Origin of the sequence: Streptomyces sp. NPDC127092 (genome assembly GCF_042722475.1) — a bacterium.
Lineage (GTDB): Bacteria > Actinomycetota > Actinomycetes > Streptomycetales > Streptomycetaceae > Streptomyces.
This window is the reverse complement of the sequence record NZ_JBHXFE010000075.1, coordinates 1-15,441: the sequence shown is the minus strand read 5'-3', so window position 1 is coordinate 15,441 and position 15,441 is coordinate 1. Positions and strand designations below refer to the sequence as shown.

Here is a 15,441-nt window from a genome sequence, read left to right as displayed (position 1 = left end):
CCGTCGGTCAGCCGGGCGACAAGCCGCGCGCCGTCGACCGGCCGCGCGCCGTCGACCGGCCGCGCGCCGTCGACCCGCCGGGCGCCGTCGGCGAGCCGCGCCGCGTGACAAGCCGGCGCCGCGCGACCAGCCGGGCCCAGCCGGCCCGCGCGCAACCGACCAGTCGGTTCATCCAGCATCCAGCCAGCCGGTTCATCCGGCCGGCCGGTTCAGTCGACGAGCCGCCTCACCACAGCCGGCCGTGCGGCAGGTCCCGCCGGCCCGGCGCCGACAGGTGCAGCACCTGGAAGCGGTCGCCCGGCTCGTCCGGTGCCGCTGCCGGGGCCGCGTCGGCCCACAGCGTGAAGGTCAGCAGTTCCCAGTGGCGCGGGTCGACGGCGAGCGCCCGCGCCACCACGCCCTCGTCCGCCGACTCCCGCGCGTGGCGGGCGAGTTCCGCGGTGACGGCCTCGGTGGGCGGGACGCCGTCGGGGAGTTGACGGCGCTGCCGGGTCGCGCCGCGCGGCGGTGCCGCGGCCGCCGGGCCCTCGTCGTACGCGAGCACCGTCCAGTGCTGGACCACCGGCCGGCCGAAGTCGTTCACGATGCCCTGGAAGCCGGGGCCCCACAGGAAGTCGTTCATCCCGGCCGCGCGGGCCCAGAGGTAGTACGGCGCGTACTGGTTGACCGGCGAGCCGTCCTCCCGCTCGCGCATCAGGTACGCCTTCAGGCCGAGCCCGGGGAAGTCGTCCAGGAGGTGGCCCCGGGTCGCGACCCGCTTGCGGATGATCTCCATGTCGTAGTCGGCGGGCAGCGTGATGTCGTACTGCATGGCGTGCACGGTTCGGCTCCTCGGCTCGGCGTCGGTCGGCTGCGGGTACGGGTCGGTCAGCTGTGGGTACGGTCGGTCAGCTGCGGGTACGGGGGGCGAGCAGCGCGAGCAGTCCGCGTACGGCGGTGTCGAAGGCGGCGGCGGAGCCGGAGGCGCGGGCGAGGACGTAGCCGCCCTGGACGGTCGCGACGACCGTCGACGCGATCTCCTCGGCGCTCAGCGGACGGTCGAACTCCCCTGCGTCCAGGCCCTCCTGGGCGATTCCGGCGAGTCTGCCGCGCAGCCAGTCCAGCGTCTCGTCCACCGGTGCGCGCAGCTCGTCGCTCGCGATCACGTCGGGATCCATCGTCAGCCGCCCCACCGGGCAGCCGCGCAGCACGTCGCGCTCGCGCAGCAGATACGCCTCGATCCGGGCGTACGCCGTCCCCTGCCCGCCGAGCACCCGCTCGGCGCCCGCGCGCATCTCGTCCGCCGTGCGCCGGATGGCGGCGAGGGCTAGATCGGGCTTGCCGGCGAAGTGGTGGTACATGCTGCCCTGGCCCGCCCCGGCCGCCTGCTGGATGGCCTTGGGGCTGGTGCCGACGTAGCCGCGCTCCCACAGCAGCTCGCGCGTGGCCTCGACCAGGCGCTCGGACGTGCTCGTGGCTCCGCCCGCGCTCGTACGCGTACTCATGCCGTCACTGTACATACCAGTAGGTACAGAATCCAAGAGCAGTCGCCCGGCCCCTCCTACTCCCGTGGTCGTACGCGCGAAGCCGCTGGCCGTACGACGACCCGGAGGCCCCCGCCGAGCGAGTCTCGAAGCATCACCGAAGCCCATGCACGCACGAGGAGCTGAACGACGATGAACACCCTCGCCCACGCGGGCCCAGGTCCCTGGGTCCTCTTCTTCCCGCTCGTCTGGGCGGCCGTGATCGTCACCGTGGTCACCGTCCTGCGCCGCTCCGGCCGGCGCCGCCACCACGGCCCCGGCTTCCTCGGCGGCCCCGGCCCGTCCTCCGGCGTCGACGATCGCTCGCCGATCGCGCTGCTCGGCCACCGCTTCGCGGCGGGCGAGATCGACGAGGACGAGTACTGGCGCCGGCTGACCGTCCTGGAGGAGCAGTTCGGCCGGCTCGGCGGGGACAAGGGGCGGCGGGCATGACCACGACCGCCCTCCCGGCCGCCGCCGCCGCGCCGCCGCCCGGGTCGTCGACGCCGTGAAGGTCCACGGCGCCGGCGACACCGAGGTAAGGGCCCTGGACGGGGTGAGCATCGACTTCCCGGCCGGCCGCTTCACCGCGATTATGGGCCCCTCAGGCTCCGGCAAGTCCACCCTCATGCTTCCCCTCGCTCCGCTGGGGAGACCCCATGCGCCGCCGGCTCGACACCCTCACCTCGGGCTCCGCCCTCGTCGGCGACGCCGATCTGTCCGCCCTCGACGACCGCCGGCTCACGCTGCTCCGGCGCGAGCGCATCGGCTTCGTCTTCCAGGCCTTCAACCTGCTGCCGACCCTCACCGTCGCGGAGAACATCACCCTGCCCCTGGACCTCGCGGGCGTCACCCCCGATCCGGCCGGGCTCGACGCGCTGATCGACGCCGTCGGGCTGCGCGACCGGCTCCACCACCGGCCGAGCCGGCTCTCCGGCGGGCATCAGCAGCGGGTCGCCGTCGCCCGCGCCTTCGCCGGCACCCCGGACGTCGTCTTCGCCGACGAACCCACCGGCAACCTCGACTCCCGCTCCGGCGAGGAGGTGCTGCGCCTGCTCGGCGTCGCCTTCCTCGCCGGCGCCCTCGTCAGGGGCGACACCCTGCGGGCAACTTCGACACCCTCTTCGGCAACGCCAACAGCGGCACCGACGCCGTCGTCCGCAGCACGAACGTGGTCACCGCCGCGGGCGAGGCCCAGGGCACCCGCGACCCCGTCGACACCGCCCTCGCCGAACGGATCGCTCGGCTGGGTCCTGGTACGGGCGTCCGACGGCGCGTCGGACAGCGCGTTCGGCTTCGCGCTGCCGCCCGTGCGGCTCGCGGCCGTCGCCCTGGCCGGTCTCGCCGTGGGCGCCGTCGCCGCCTGGCGCCCGGCGCGCAGGGCGGCCCGCCTGGACGTGCTGCGGGCGATCGCGACGGAGAGAGGGAACACCTCGTACGGGCGACGCCGCCGGTGTCGCCCGTACGAGGTGTGCGCGCCGGTCCGTGGGCGCGTCAGTGAGCGTGACCTAGCGCCTGTCTGGCCTTGGTCCGTCAGACAGGCTCTAGTGCGTCAGGGCCGGGCGTGCCGCCGCCGGTGTGCGCATCGGCTCGTTCGGCAGGCCGAACGGGACCGGCTCCAACGGGAGGTCGGCGAACGGGCCGACGGTCGTGGCGCCGTGGACGACACGGTCGCGCAGGGGCGGGACGACGGCAGGGGCGGGTGCCTGGAGGGTGAACCAGACGACCTTGCCGGAGTCGCCGTGCGGGCGGGCGCCCCAGCTCTCGCTCATCGCCGCGATGATGGCGAGGCCGCGGCCGGAGGTCGCGAACTCGTCGCTCGTGGCGCAGGGGTCGGCGACGTCCGGTATCCGCGGATCGTTGTCGCGGACGGAGACGGTGAGCCGGTCGAGCAGCAGCTCGACCTCGACGGTGCACGTCTTGTCCGGCTGGGCGTGCCGGTGGACATTGGTCAGGAGCTCGGTGACACCGAGCGTGGCATGGTCGATCAAGGCGTCGAGCTGCCAGTGGCGCAAGTGCGCCGAAACGATTCTGCGGACCTGACCGATCCGCGACGGCAGGGCTTGGAGCTCCACCGTGCAGTACCTGCTGGGCTCGCTGATCACGGCTGCGACTCCCCGAAGTGAGGTCCGGAAGAAGACGGAGGTTCGGATCTGTCATGCGGTGTAGCAGGACGGTGGCTGGTTCGCAGCGTCACCGCCGGTAAACCCTCGGTGAGGTGGTTCCAGGGTGAACCAGTGGTGACCGTGTCGCAACTTGCGGCGACAACGTGCAGGTCAGGGCCGTGTCGCGCGCGGAGCGCGGGCGTCTCGCGGCCCCGGCCGGATGTGTCTGGCGGCTCCGGCCGTACACGTTCGGTCGCTCGGGCTGTACACGTTCGGTGGCCTAGGCCGTACGCGTTCGGTGGCCCGGGCCGTGCACGTTCGGTGGCTCAGGCCGGACACGTGTGGCGGTTCAGGCCGGACACGTGTGGCGGTTCGGGCCGGGTACTCCTGCCCGGCCCGGGCCGGGCGTGTGTGGTGGTCCGGTCAGGAGTTCGTCGTGGCCTTCTTCAGGGCTTCGAGCAGGCGCCCGGAGCCCGAGATCCGGTAGCGCGTGCCGTTCACCGTCGCCACCGCCTCGTCGGGCTTGGCGAACCAGGGCCGGCCCGCCCGGACCTTGCCCAGCGGCGCGCTGTCGATCTCGCTGCCGTAACTCGTCAGGAGCGACAGCCGTCCGTCCTCGATGCGGACCTCGCCCGCACGGGTCAGTGAACGGGGCCAGCGGTCGATGCGTACCCCCGTGGCAGTGAACTCGGGCTCCGACATGGTGCTCCGCCCCCTTCGCGCAGAATGCCTGCCCCCAGTGTGCCGGGCCGCGGCCACCGGCACCAGAACGCCCTCGGCGTCGGCGTCTGCAAGGCACTCCTATGGAGCCTCAAAGGGAACGTTTGCCCAGGTGAGAGCGGTATTGTCGGGTGGTGGGCAACCCCCTGGGCAATGCCTGGGCAAGCCCGTGGGCAATCCCCGGGGCAGCACGAGAAGAGGCACGCACGCATGACCAGCACCGCAAGCCCGATGGCCACCGTCGACGTCGACCGCAGCGACGCCGCGTACCGCTCCTGGCTCAAGGAAGCCGTCCGCAAGGTCCACGCCGACGCCAACCGCTCGGCCGACACCCATCTGCTGCGCTTCCCGCTGCCCGAGAGCTGGGGCATCGACCTGTACCTCAAGGACGAGTCGACCCACCCCACCGGCAGCCTCAAGCACCGGCTCGCCCGCTCCCTGTTCCTCTACGGCCTGTGCAACGGCTGGATCCGGCCCGGCGCGCCCGTCATCGAGGCCTCCAGCGGCTCGACCGCCGTGTCCGAGGCGTACTTCGCCAAGCTGATCGGCGTCCCCTTCATCGCCGTCATGCCCCGCACCACCAGCCCCGAGAAGTGCCGGCTCATCGAGTTCCACGGCGGGCAGTGCCACTTCGTCGACGACTCGCGGACGATGTACGAGGAAGCCGCCGCCCTCGCCGCGCGCACCGGCGGCCACTACATGGACCAGTTCACCTACGCCGAGCGGGCCACCGACTGGCGCGGCAACAACAACATCGCCGAGTCGATGTACCAGCAGCTGAAGCTGGAGCGCTACCCCGAGCCCGCGTGGATCGTCGCCACGGCCGGCACCGGCGGCACCTCGGCGACCATCGCCCGCTACGTGCACTACATGCAGTACGACACCCGCATCTGCGTCGCCGACCCCGAGAACTCCTGCTTCTTCGACGGCTGGGTGCACGAGGACCCGGACGCCACCGCCGACTGCGGCTCGCGCATCGAGGGCATCGGCCGGCCCCGCATGGAGCCGAGCTTCGTGCCCGGCGCCGTCGACCGCATGATGAAGGTGCCCGACGCGGCGAGCGTGGCTGCCGTGCGCGCTCTGGAGACCGCGATCGGACGCAAGGCGGGCGGCTCCACCGGCACCGGCCTGTGGAGCGCGCTGAAGATCGTCGCCGAGATGGTCGCCGACGGGCGCACCGGCAGCGTCGTCACCCTCATCTGCGACCCGGGCGAGCGCTACCTCGACAAGTACTACTCGGACGAGTGGCTGGCCGGGCAGGGCCTCGACATCACGCCGTACAGCGCGGCTATCGAGCAGTTCCTGGCGACGGGAGCCTGGCCGGAGTGAGCCGCCGGTCCAGGCTGCGCATCGCGTCGCGGAACGACCTGCCGACGCCCGGCCGGGCCAGCCGCATGACCGTCCTGCAGGCCCCGTTGCCGTCGAGCGCCATGGTCCAGCGGACCCGGGTGCCGTCCGCGGCGGGGGAGAGGGCCCACTCCTCCAGGAGGGCGGTGACGCCCGGCGCGTTGGTCTCGTCGACCCGGTACGCGTAGCGGACGGCCGGGTCGCTCGCCAGGATCGTCTCGCGGAACTCGATCCCGCCGCGCAGCCGGACCGTCCTCCCGGCGCCGCCGTCGGTCGGCGTCGCGGCCGTGACCGCGGTGAACCACGCGGGAGTGCTGCCCAGTTCCACCGCGAGGGAGCGGTAGACCGCGGCGGGCGGAGCGGTCAACTCGGCGGTGAACACCAGGCGAAGAGGTGCTGACTCGGTGAAGTCGAGCTCCACCGGCCGGAGTCGGCGTGGCATGGCCGTTCCTCCCGTCGGACGGGTCGTGGGCCCACCACCGTAGCTGACAAGCCGTCAGTCGCGCAGCAGTCCGTCGAGCGCACGTCCGAACACGAGCCGTCCCGCCGCCGCGAGCACCGGGTCGAGCACGGCCGGCACGCCCCACACCCGCAGCTCCTCGACCCACACCACGAGGCTGCCGCCCGAGGCCGTCCCGGACACCTCGAACGAGGCCCGGCCGCGCACCACCCGGCCCCGCTTCACCAGCCGGCACACACCCGTACGCCCCGGCGCGGGCGGATCGAGGCGCACCACCTCCATCGGGTCGTCGAAACCGAACCGGCCGACGCCCGTGCGCGCCGTGAAACGGGTGCCCACCCGGTCCGGGCCCGGCGTCAGGACCCTCGTACGGGTCAACGGGACCAGCTCGCCGTGCGCCGGCCAGTCCGTCAGCCGCCGCCACGCCTCGGCGGGCGGCAGCGCCGTGACCCGTTCGATCCGGAACCGGCTCACTCCGCCGAGCCCGCCGAGCCCACCGAGCCCGCCGCCTCCGGGTCCCCGGGCTCCTCGTCCGCCGTGGCCACGGCGTCCGCGTCCTCCTCGCCCGCCACCACCAGACCCGGCAGATGCTCCGCCATCTCCTCGCGCACCCGCTCCGACACGCCCCGGTCCGTCACCAGCGTGTCCACCTCGTCCAGCGTCGCGAAGGAACTCAGGCCCACCGTCCCCCACTTGGTGTGGTCCGCGACCACCACCACCCGACGCGCCGAGCGGACCAGACGCCGGTTGGTCTCCGCCTCCGCCAGGTTGGGCGTCGACAGACCGGCCTCCACCGAGATGCCGTGCACCCCGAGGAACAGCGCGTCGAAGTGGAGCGAACGGATCGCCTGGTCCGCCACCGGACCCACCAGCGCGTCCGACGGCGTCCGCACCCCGCCCGTCAGCACCACCGTCGCCGCCCCGGGCCGCGGCTCCGCGCCGGAACCCGCCGGCTGCGCCTCGTGGAACACGTCCGCGACCCGCACCGAGTTCGTCACCACCGTCAGGTCCGGCACGTCCAGCAGGTGCCGCGCCAGCGCGTACGTCGTCGTACCGCCCGACAACGCGATGGCCGTCCCCGGGCGCACCATTCGCGCCGCGGCCCGGGCGATCTCCTCCTTGGCGCCCAGTTCGAGCGCCGACTTCGCCTCGAAGCCCGGCTCGTGCGTGCTCGCCTCGACCACCGGCACGGCGCCGCCGTGCACCTTGGCCACCATGCCCTGCCGGGCCAGCGCGTCCAGGTCCCGGCGGACCGTCATGTCGGAGACGTTGAGACGGCGGGTCAGCTCGTTGACCCGTACGCCTCCGCGACGGCGCACCTCGTCGAGAATCAGGGCGCGCCGCTGCTCCGCGAGGAGGTTCTGATTGTCACTCACCGCCGGTGCCGGTCCTTTCCGAGGGGAATCCAGGAAATCGGGTAAAGGGGCGTCGGATTCGGTGAGAGCGGTCCCGTCGGGCGCCGCCTTCCGCGATCCTGGTGCCTGCCGTCGAATCCTCCCACCTCGATCCTCCCACTCAGGAAGCGAGTCCCCGAAGTGTCCCCTGCCCACCCCGACCCGCAGAGCGGGGGTGCGGCGCTCGAACTGCTCGTCCACGGCGTGGGCGGAGCCACCGCGGCCGACATGCTGGACGACCCGCGCACGGTGCGGGTCACCGGTGACCGGACCGCGGCGATGCACCGCCGCAGGGACGACGTCGACGCCGAGGACCACCCCGAGCGGTACGCGGACCGGCCGGTCCCGGAGGCGTACTGCTGGTCCAACCTGACCTCCGGGAACGGCGCCCGCGCCCTGTGGCTGCTGCTCCTGCCGTTCATGGTCGCCAACCTCGCCCACTGGATGCGCCCGCCCACCGAGGGCCGCGCCCGGCTCGTCCGCCTCTACGGCGTCCTGGTCCGGCTCGTCGCGCTCACCCTCACCGTGCTCCTCACCGCCGCGGCCTGCGAGGTCGCCCTCGACCTCACGGCCTGGCAGTGCGCGGGCTCCGGCGCCTGCGCCGGACAGCGTTCCTGGCTCGGCTTCCTCTCCGCCGAGCGCGGCGGCTGGTGGTCGCAGCCCGGCCGCCGCCTCGCGCTCGCCGCGCTCGTCCCCACGGCGCTCGTCGGCCTGCTCTGGTACCTCTCCAACCGGACCTGGAGCGCCTACGAGGCCCAGCGCCCGCCCACCGGCTACGACACCGGCGCCGACCCCGACACACCCGCCGACCCGGCCCCCGGAGCGCGGGAGCCCGCCGGCTCCGACACCGAGGCGGCCGACGCCACCAGCCCCACCGCCGCCACTCCCGTCGAACTGCGGCCCGCCCTCGGCCGGCCCGGCTTCTGGTACGGCCGCCGGCTCGTCGCCCGGCTGCGCGCCGCCCACACCGCCGCCGGCTTCCTCACCGTCGCCGCCGCCCTCGCCGCGGCCGCCGCAGGGCAGGACCACCGGGCCGGGGCCGGCGGCGCGCGGGAACTCCTCGGCTGGCTCCTCCAGGGCGCCGTCGGCGTGCTCGCCGCCCTGGTGCTGTGGGTGGTCTGCCGCCGCGGCCGCAGCGAGAACCGGCTCGACCTGCGGATCGAACGCACCCTCGTCTCCTGGCTGCCCGCCACCGCCCTGCTGGTCCTCGCGCTCACCGCCGCGCACACCGCCTGGTCCCGCCCCGGCTGGGTCTCCGCCGGCACCCTGCCCGGCAACACCGTCTTCGGCGTCCTCACGCTCGCCCAGGGCGGACTGGTGGTCGCCCTCGGCACCGTCGCCCTGCTCCTCCACCGTCCCCGCCGCGATCCCCGCACCGCCTTGTACGGCCTGGGCGGCCCCGCCACCGCCATGCTGGCCTGCGCCCTCGGCGGCGTGATGTCCGGCGGAGTCGCCCAGCGGGTCGCCGACTGGCTCGACGGCCCCGGCACACCGGGCACCGGCGACGGCCTCATCACCGGACCGCCCGTCCTGCTCAGCTGGCAGGCCTCCGTGATCCCCGTCCTGCTCCTGCTGCTCGTCGTGCCCGCCGCGCTGCTCGCCGCCCGCACCGTCCTCGCCGCCCGCAGGCTGCGCACGGCCGTCGACGCCGACTACGGAGCCGCCGACCCCGACCGGCTGCGCACCGACCAGATCGCGGCGAGCCGCGCCCGCGCCGGGCTCACCGACTCCGCGCCCCTCCTCATAGGCGTCGTCTCCGGCGCCACCCTGCTCCTCGGCGCGGCCTCGGTCGCCGGCGCCTGGGCCAGCGGGAACGTCCCGGGCCGGGCCTTCGACGGCGCCCACCCGGCGATCGCCTCGGCCGCCACCGCCGCCCAGGCGCTCGGCTCCTGGATGATCGGCTTCGGCGCCCTCCTCTTCGTCACCTGGGGCCGCCGCGCCTACAAGGACGCCTCCGCGCGCCGCACCATCGGCATCCTGTGGGACGTCGGCACGTTCTGGCCGCGCGCCGCCCATCCCTTCGCCCCGCCCTGCTACGCCGAACGCGCCGTACCCGACCTCACCTGGCGGATGAGCTCCTGGACCCGGCGGACCGGCGGCCGGCTCGTCATCTCCGGCCACTCCCAGGGCAGCGTGCTCGCCGCCGCCGCGGTCTGGCAGCTACCGCCCGCCACCCGCGGCCGGGTCGCGCTGCTCACCTACGGCTCGCCGCTCGAACGGCTCTACGGGCGCTGGTTCCCGGCCTACTTCGGCCCCGAGTCGCTGCGCGGCCTCCACCGCACCGTGCACTGCTGGAGCAACCTGTACCGGGCCACCGACCCGATCGGCGGCCCCGTCCGCGTCCCCGCCCAGGACGGCCGCCCGGCCGTCGACCGGGCCGAGCTGCTCGACCCCGTCGCGTACGGCCGCACCCGCGAACACCCGTTGCCCGAACCGATCCTGGGGCACTCCGACTACCAGGCCGATCCGGCCTTCGACGAAGCACGCGCCGCGCTGCTCGACCTGCTGCCGCCCGCACTGCCACGGCAGCGCGACGACACCGTGGTCCCTCAGGAGAGTTCGGGAAGGTCCTCCGGATAGAGCAGGGTCAGGTCGTCCGTGCTCGGCTCCGCGAGCGCGGCGACCCGGCCCGCGTGCCGCTCCACCATCGCCTCGAACGTCTGCCGCGCGGTACGGCCGTTGCCGAACGTGGGGCCCTTCGGCAGCCCGGCGAAGTACTTCACCAGCGCCTCGCCGCTGCCCTCCGCGAGCCGGTACTCGTGCTCCTCCGCCTGCTGCTCGACGATCCGCAGCAGCTCCTCCGGCTCGTAGTCCGAGAAGCTGATGGTCCGTGAGAAGCGGGACGCCACACCCGGGTTGACGGTCAGGAAGCGCTCCATCTCCGCCGTGTACCCGGCCGCGATCACCACCACCGCGTCCCGGTGGTCCTCCATCAGCTTCACCAGGGTGTCGATCGCCTCGCGGCCGAAGTCCCGGCCCGAGTCCTCGGGAGCCAGAGCGTACGCCTCGTCCACGAACAGCACCCCGCCGCGCGCCCGGTCGAAGGCCTCCTGCGTACGGATGGCCGTCGAGCCGATGTGCTCGCCCACCAGGTCCACCCGGGAGACCTCGACCAGGTGCCCGCGCTCCAGCACCCCGAGGGAGGCCAGCACCTCGCCGTACAGCCGGGCCACCGTCGTCTTGCCCGTACCCGGGTTGCCGGTGAAGACCAGGTGCCGACGGGCGGACACCGCCTTCAGCCCGGCCTCCTGGCGGCGCCGGCCCACCTCGATCATGTTGGTGAGCGTCCGCACCTCGTGCTTGACGCTCTCCAGGCCCACCAGCGCGTCCAGTTCGCCGAGCACCTCCTGCGAGGAGCGCGCGGCGGCCGGAGCCGGCGCCACCGGACCGGGCGACACGGCGGGGGAGCGGGGCGCGGGGACCGTGTCGAGCAGCCCGCCCGACCGGGTCGCCGTCAGGACACCGCCGGCCTCGGGCACCGGGTGGGTGCGCAGCTGGCTCTCGTCGCTGGTGCAGTCCTCGACGACCGGCCCGTCCTCGGGGAACTCGTAACCGCCGCGCGCGCACCGCTCCGTACGGCAGGTGCGCAGCGTGGTCCGGCAGCCGTCCATCACGTGGAAGCCGTACCCGCCGCTGCCGGTCACCCGGCAGCCGAGGAAGGAACCGCGGCCCTCCGCCGACACGTAGAAGCCGGCCTCGGCGGGCGAGGTGACCGTGCACCGCTCGATCGTCGGGTCGGCGCCCTTGGTAACGATGACGCCCGTCTGCACGGCGTCGATCGTGCAGCCGCCCAGCGTGCCGCCGCTGCCGTGGTCCCGGAACCAGGCGCCCGTGGACGCCTCCCGGATCCGGCAGTCGTCCAGCTGGGCGGTGGCCCCGTCGCTCACCGACACGGCCGTGTTCCGTACCTGCGACAGGTCGCTGTCGACGACGTCGGCCCGCGAGCCGCGGTCGAGCACGAACAGCGCGTCGGGCACGTCGTGCACCCGGCACGCGTCCAGGACGGCCGTCGCGCCGTCGCTCACCCAGACCGCCGGGTAGTCCCCCGTGCTGTCGTGGATCTCGCACCGGTTCGCGTCCACCCGCGTGCCCGGGTCCCACACGGACAGACCGTTGCGCCCGAAGCGCCGCACCGTCGAACGGGTCAGCGTGAGCACCGAGCGGGAGCGCAGGTCCACGGCGTTCTCGGGTACGTCGTGGATGTCGCAGTCGGACAGGGTGAGCACCGCGTCCGTGTCCAGGGTGATGCCGTCGGCGGAGGTCCGGTGCACCGAGGAGTCGCTGAGGTGCGCGGTGGCCCGGGAGGCGATCTGCAGCCCGGCGCCCTTGGTCTCGTACACCTCGCAGCCGATGCCCTCCAGCGCGCTGCCCTCGCCGGTGACGGTGATCCCGGCGCCCGAGGCGTGGTGCACCCGGCACCGTTCGAGGCGCGGCTGCGCGCCGCCGCGCACGGAGACGCCGGACTGGCCGGCGGAGACGACCTCGCACTCCTCGAACACCCCGCCCGCGCCGTCGAGCACGGCGATCCCGACGCCCGCCGGGTTGTCGACCGTGGCCCGCCGGACCGTCGGCCGGGCCGTGCCGCGCACCTCGATACCGGCCGCCGAGCGGGTGACGATCCGCAGGTCGAGCAGTTCCGGGGTGCCGTCCTCGACCAGCAGCGCCGGGGCGGCGGCGTCCTGCCCCTCGATGTGCAGGTCCTGGAGGGTCGCCGAGGCCCGCACGGTCAGCGGCACCCCGTCGGCGGGCGCGATCCGCACCGAGCCGACGGTGCCGTCACCGCCCCGCAGGGTGACGGCCCGGTGGACCACCAGGTTCTCCCGGTACGTGCCGGGGGCCACGGTGAGGACGTCCCCGTCGCCCGCGGCCTCCAGGGCGGCGGCGAGAGAGGGGTACTCGCCCGTGCGGCGCCGCCACCGCGACGAGCCGGTGTGCGTCACCTGGACCGTGCCCTGTGCCATGGGTGTGCTCTGCCCCCACCTCGTGCGCCGTCGCTGAACCGATGCCCCACCGTAGCGCGCGCGGCGCCGTCGAGTTGACGGGTCGCCCGCCTCTCCGCCCCCAGGTCAGCTGCCCGTGCCCATGCGCCCCCAGTCCGGACCGACCTGGGCCCACGCCCGGTCCAGACGCGCGTACCGCCGCCGCACCAGGCGTTGTACGACGAGCCGACGCGCGGTCTCGACCAGGAAGCCGGCGAGCAGGGCCACGGTGAGCCCCGCGATCAGGGCGTGGGCGCGGGCGGTCTCGGGGTGCATCGGCGGGGTCACGGCCCGCCCCGACCGGTCGGTCCACAGCGGGAAGACGTCACCGGGATGCGCGTGCTCCCGCGCGGTGGTCACCGTGCCGGTGCGCGGGGTGCCGTCGGGCGCCGTCCAGTTCGCCACGACGGCGGGCCGCAGTCGCTGCTCCTCGCCCAGCTCGGCGTTCCGCTCCGGGCTGCGCTCGGTGGCGGCGCGCACCACCTGGGCGACGGTCGGGACCCGCTCCTCGTGCTGGAGGCGGACCGAGCGCTGCAGCGACGTGTTCGCGGAGACCCCGGCGGCCCAGCCGGCCGCCGGCACGGCGAGACACAGCAGCAGGGCGGCCGTCAGGGCCACCCAGGCCTCGACCAGGTCGGTGGTCCGGCGCAGGGGATTGTGCCGCCAGCGCCAGAGCCCGGTGGCTGCACGCACGCTCCGCACCCCCTCGTCTCGTCGACGGCCCGGAACGGGCCGGGCCGTCCGGCGTTTGCCGCTCTTCCAACGAGTGTGCCCCGGGGGTGGGTTCCGCGCCTGTCGGGAGGGAAATCAGTCGAGGATCTTGACCGGGTCGCCGACCCGGATGACCCCGCGCTGCTCGGGGACCAGGTTCTGGCCGAAGATCAGCCGGCTGCCGTCCTTGCGGTGCCGGGCCAGGGTGCGCAGCGGCTCCTTGCCGCGCTCACCGGTCCCCTGGTCGGTGGTGGTGACCACGCACCGGCCGCAGTTCCTGGCGACCCGGAAGACGACGTCGCCGATGGAGAGCCGCCGCCAGCCGTCCTCGGCCCACGGCGCGGTGCCGTCGACGACGACGTTGGGCCGGAAGCGGTTCATGGGCAGCGGGCCCTCGTCGGCGTGATCGCCCTGCGCGATCAGCGAGTTGAGGGCGTCCAGCGAGGAGGTGGTGGTGACGAGCAGCGGATAGCCGTCGGCGAAGCTGACGGTCTCGCCGGGCAGCGCGTAGTCGGGGTCGACGGGCCGGCGCCGGGCCGGGTCGTCCATGTGGACGAGCCGCACCTCGGCGCCCAGATAGCCGCGGAACCACGCGTCCGCCGAGGGATCGGCGGGCACGGCCTCGACCTTGGTGCCGAAGATGTCCACCGTGACCGTCCCGCCCGCCGCGGAGTCACGCGGCACCTCCACCGTCAGCGGCTCACGGCCGGGCCCGGCCAGCCGGATGCCGCCGTCCGGGAGCAGTTCGGCCGAGGCCAACGCCAGCCGTGCGTGCTGGCGTTGGGTGACGACCTTGCCCGCGGGGTCCACCACGGTCCAGCGGCGGTCGCCGGCCAGTCCCCATGGCTCGACCTCCGCCTCCGCGGGGGAGAACCCGCGCAGTGCCTTGACCGGGTGGACGTGGACGGAGCGCACAACAGGAATCGGCATGCCCTCATCCTGCCAGTCGCCCCGCCGCTCCGGGAATCAGTATCCGCGGCCCTGGTACGGGCGGTTGTACGGGTCCTCGTACGGCGCGGGCGCGGCGGGTCGCGGGGCCGCCGGGCGCATCGCCTCGTACCCGCCGGCCGCCGGGCGCGGCTGCTGCGGCGCCTGCGGGCCCGGGTAGCCGTAGCCCCGCGAGGCGGCGGGCTGCTGCGGGATGTACGGGGTGGGCGCGGGCTGCAGCGGCACGGGGGCCATCAGCTGGGTCGCCGGCGCGTGGGCGGCGGGCGCCATCTGCGGCGCGGGCTGCGGATAGCCGTAGCCGCCCTGGCCGCCGTAGGCGGGGGCGGGCTGCGGGGTGGGCGCCGCCGGGAGGGCGGGCAGGGCCGCGGGCAGCGCCGGCAGGTAGCTGCTGCTTCCGGAGTAGCCGTTGCCGGTGTCGTACGCGGAGGGCACTCGGATCGGGGCGATCTGAGGCGTGCCCCGTTCTGCGACGAGGGAGTCGTAGATCGGGGTGTCGGGGAACGACGGCGCGGTGTAGTAACCGCCTCCGTAGGTGGAGCGCGGGGAGGTCATGGCCATAAGTTAAGCCCACGATGTGCTGGTTGGGGAGCCCCCAACTCCGGGTCATCCGATTTACGCTGTTTTTGGCCAGCTGACCTGCCAAAACATCGTTAAAGACCCCGTTAACAAAAGGCATACCCGGAACTCGCGGCTATCGCGGGATTACCGGAAGTAACTGCGATGCGGCGGCAGCCCGGCCGATCCCGTCCGGACCGCCGCTCGTCACCGGAGCCCGGCGCTCACGACACCCGGACGGGCCGGCTCGCGACGAAGGGGTGGTCGCGCTCCACGAGTCCCTGACCGGCGGCACCGCCGGGCGAGCCGAGCTCGTCGAAGAACTCGGCGTTCGCCGTCCGGTAGGCCTTCCACTCCGCCGGGACGTCGTCCTCGTAGAAGATCGCCTCGACGGGGCAGACGGGCTCGCAGGCACCGCAGTCGACGCATTCGTCCGGGTGGATGTACAGGGACCTGCGGCCCTCGTAAATGCAGTCCACCGGACATTCGTCGATGCAGGCCTTGTCCTTCACGTCGACGCAGGGCTGCGCGATGACATACGTCATGGTGACTCCTCGTCATATCACTGGGAGAGAAGGCCCGATGGCGGGTGGGGGTCAGCCGGCGACGGAGACGGTGGGCTCGTCGCTCATGACGCCGTCCTTCTCCATCTGCTCGGCGATCTTCATGGCCTCGTCGATGAGGGTCTCGACGATCTTGGATTCGGGGACGGTCTTGATG

Annotated in this window: 15 protein-coding genes and 2 pseudogenes; 4 read left to right on the top strand and 13 right to left on the bottom strand. The window is 73.9% G+C overall.

Annotated features, from left to right (window positions below):
* Window positions 1-226: 226 nt before the first annotated feature.
* Both ACFWJO_RS36350 and ACFWJO_RS36345 read right to left on the bottom strand, forming a co-directional pair.
* Entirely contained in the window at window positions 227-820 is a 594-nt protein-coding gene (locus tag ACFWJO_RS36350) for a DUF4865 family protein (RefSeq protein WP_386872293.1), read from the bottom strand.
* 67 nt (window positions 821-887) lie between these two features.
* A complete protein-coding gene (locus ACFWJO_RS36345) occupies window positions 888-1,484 on the bottom strand; it encodes a TetR/AcrR family transcriptional regulator (protein ID WP_386872291.1) in 597 nt (198 codons plus the stop codon).
* 171 nt (window positions 1,485-1,655) lie between these two features.
* Here ACFWJO_RS36345 and ACFWJO_RS36340 point away from each other — a divergent pair, with 171 nt between their 5' ends.
* On the top strand, window positions 1,656-1,955 hold the full coding sequence (locus ACFWJO_RS36340) for an SHOCT domain-containing protein (protein ID WP_386872289.1): 300 nt from the start codon (window positions 1,656-1,658) through the stop codon (window positions 1,953-1,955).
* Between the two features lie 55 nt (window positions 1,956-2,010).
* Window positions 2,011-2,563 (top strand): annotated as a pseudogene (locus ACFWJO_RS36335) (ABC transporter ATP-binding protein); the annotation flags it as partial.
* A 483-nt stretch (window positions 2,564-3,046) separates the two neighbouring features.
* Here ACFWJO_RS36335 and ACFWJO_RS36330 read toward each other — a convergent pair.
* Both ACFWJO_RS36330 and ACFWJO_RS36325 read right to left on the bottom strand, forming a co-directional pair.
* Complete coding sequence (locus ACFWJO_RS36330; protein WP_386872288.1) at window positions 3,047-3,607, bottom strand: ATP-binding protein; 561 nt, start codon at window positions 3,605-3,607, stop codon at window positions 3,047-3,049.
* Between the two features lie 423 nt (window positions 3,608-4,030).
* A complete protein-coding gene (locus ACFWJO_RS36325; protein WP_386872286.1) occupies window positions 4,031-4,309 on the bottom strand; it encodes a hypothetical protein in 279 nt (92 codons plus the stop codon).
* A gap of 228 nt (window positions 4,310-4,537) precedes the next feature.
* Between ACFWJO_RS36325 and ACFWJO_RS36320 the strand changes: the two genes are divergently transcribed.
* Entirely contained in the window at window positions 4,538-5,656 is a 1,119-nt protein-coding gene (locus ACFWJO_RS36320; RefSeq protein WP_386872284.1) for a PLP-dependent cysteine synthase family protein, read from the top strand.
* On the opposite strand, the gene ACFWJO_RS36315 is transcribed toward ACFWJO_RS36320, so the two are convergent.
* Genes ACFWJO_RS36315 through ACFWJO_RS36305 form a run of 3 tightly spaced genes read right to left on the bottom strand, consistent with a single transcriptional unit; the run spans window position 5,616 to window position 7,510 of the window.
* A complete protein-coding gene (locus tag ACFWJO_RS36315) occupies window positions 5,616-6,116 on the bottom strand; it encodes an SRPBCC family protein (protein WP_386872282.1) in 501 nt (166 codons plus the stop codon). The two genes, ACFWJO_RS36320 and ACFWJO_RS36315, sit on opposite strands and share 41 nt — an antisense overlap.
* A gap of 54 nt (window positions 6,117-6,170) precedes the next feature.
* The gene (locus tag ACFWJO_RS36310) at window positions 6,171-6,608 is read right to left on the bottom strand and encodes an SRPBCC family protein (protein ID WP_386872280.1); all 438 of its coding nucleotides are present in this window, start codon (window positions 6,606-6,608) and stop codon (window positions 6,171-6,173) included.
* Window positions 6,605-7,510, bottom strand: a complete 906-nt coding sequence (locus ACFWJO_RS36305; protein ID WP_386872279.1) for a DeoR/GlpR family DNA-binding transcription regulator — start codon at window positions 7,508-7,510, stop codon at window positions 6,605-6,607. Before ACFWJO_RS36305 ends, ACFWJO_RS36310 begins: the two co-directional genes overlap by 4 nt.
* Window positions 7,511-7,669: 159 nt before the next feature.
* Between ACFWJO_RS36305 and ACFWJO_RS36300 the strand changes: the two genes are divergently transcribed.
* Entirely contained in the window at window positions 7,670-10,108 is a 2,439-nt protein-coding gene (locus tag ACFWJO_RS36300) for a hypothetical protein (protein WP_386872277.1), read from the top strand.
* Here ACFWJO_RS36300 and ACFWJO_RS36295 read toward each other — a convergent pair.
* The 6 genes and pseudogenes from ACFWJO_RS36295 to ACFWJO_RS36270 form a co-directional block, all read right to left on the bottom strand.
* Window positions 10,078-12,489, bottom strand: coding sequence for a right-handed parallel beta-helix repeat-containing protein (locus ACFWJO_RS36295; RefSeq protein WP_386872275.1), 2,412 nt, complete (start codon window positions 12,487-12,489; stop codon window positions 10,078-10,080). The two genes, ACFWJO_RS36300 and ACFWJO_RS36295, sit on opposite strands and share 31 nt — an antisense overlap.
* Window positions 12,490-12,594: 105 nt before the next feature.
* Window positions 12,595-13,200, bottom strand: coding sequence for a hypothetical protein (locus ACFWJO_RS36290; protein ID WP_386872273.1), 606 nt, complete (start codon window positions 13,198-13,200; stop codon window positions 12,595-12,597).
* A 114-nt stretch (window positions 13,201-13,314) separates the two neighbouring features.
* Complete coding sequence (locus ACFWJO_RS36285; protein ID WP_386872271.1) at window positions 13,315-14,148, bottom strand: MOSC domain-containing protein; 834 nt, start codon at window positions 14,146-14,148, stop codon at window positions 13,315-13,317.
* 36 nt (window positions 14,149-14,184) lie between these two features.
* Window positions 14,185-14,718 (bottom strand): DUF6643 family protein, encoded by a 534-nt coding sequence (locus ACFWJO_RS36280; protein WP_386872269.1) that lies wholly within the window; start codon window positions 14,716-14,718, stop codon window positions 14,185-14,187.
* 227 nt (window positions 14,719-14,945) lie between these two features.
* A complete protein-coding gene (fdxA, locus tag ACFWJO_RS36275) occupies window positions 14,946-15,266 on the bottom strand; it encodes a ferredoxin (protein WP_386872267.1) in 321 nt (106 codons plus the stop codon).
* Window positions 15,267-15,317: 51 nt separating this feature from the next.
* Window positions 15,318-15,441 (bottom strand): annotated as a pseudogene (locus tag ACFWJO_RS36270) (4-hydroxy-3-methylbut-2-en-1-yl diphosphate synthase); the annotation flags it as partial.